Origin of the sequence: Bacillus sp. JJ664, from assembly GCF_036962205.1 — a bacterium.
Lineage (GTDB): Bacteria > Bacillota > Bacilli > Bacillales > Bacillaceae_G > Gottfriedia.
The window spans coordinates 1-925 of sequence record NZ_JBALMS010000178.1 but is presented as its reverse complement, the minus strand read 5'-3'; the positions used below and the strand labels follow the sequence as shown (position 1 = coordinate 925).

At 26.2% G+C, this 925-nt stretch carries 1 protein-coding gene; it reads right to left on the bottom strand.

What is annotated here, in order from left to right; genetic code table 11:
• Positions 1-925: hypothetical protein (locus V7056_RS19640; RefSeq protein ID WP_499704077.1), on the bottom strand; the 925-nt coding region annotated here is incomplete at both ends.

Sequence of the window (925 nt, the reverse complement as noted above, 5' to 3'; positions counted from 1 at the left end):
AAAGCAACGGGTGCATTAATATAATTTATGAAATTAATTGTTTGGAAGTCTATATCCATTGTTTGTTTCCAGATATCAAATGCATTATGAATTGGAATTTTTGTAGTATTATAAACACCAATTACAAGACACTCATCAATTATCCTAAGTGAAAAATTCTTTTTATCTACTTCCTTTAACATTTTTGTTACAATATCATCAAAATGTTTAGTATAAAATATTTCATCATTAACTACTTTTATGTTATGACCAGTAACATCATCTATGCCTTCACCTTGATTAATTAGGTGTGTAGTGTTTAATGCTTTTGATTGTTGGTTTATGTATCGCTGAAATTGTTTTTTGAATTTTTTATCTCGCTCTGATAATTCAAAATATAGTTTTCTTTCACAACCAAATTCAGTATAATCATCTATTATTCTTTCAATATCTTCATTTACCTTTCCTTCTTTTAATTCTAGTAAACCAATTTTTTGATTTTTATATTCACAAACTAATAAATCACCTATCTGGATAAATGATGTTATGTCATTTATCAAAGGGAAAATAGAATTATCACTATTAAAAATATTTTCTACTACCTCTAAATCATGATTTAAATTAGAATTGAATATTTCAACAGAAGGAATTTGTTTATATAGCCTTCTAACAATGGTAATATCGTTCCCCAGTAATTGCCATGCAATTGAATCAGCCGTTTTTCTCAATATTTTTTCTTTGTAAATAATGATTTCTAATTCATTTTGATATTTTTGAATTATCTCTTTCGCTTCACTTTGCCTTCTTAATTCTTTAATGTAGGCTTTAATTCTGATTCTTTTCTTACCGAGCAATAACAAGTTTTGCACAATCAGATTTTGTGCCTTCTTAAAACCTAAATGAACTTTAGAAATAAACTCATCTCTATTATTTTCATCCTTTAAAG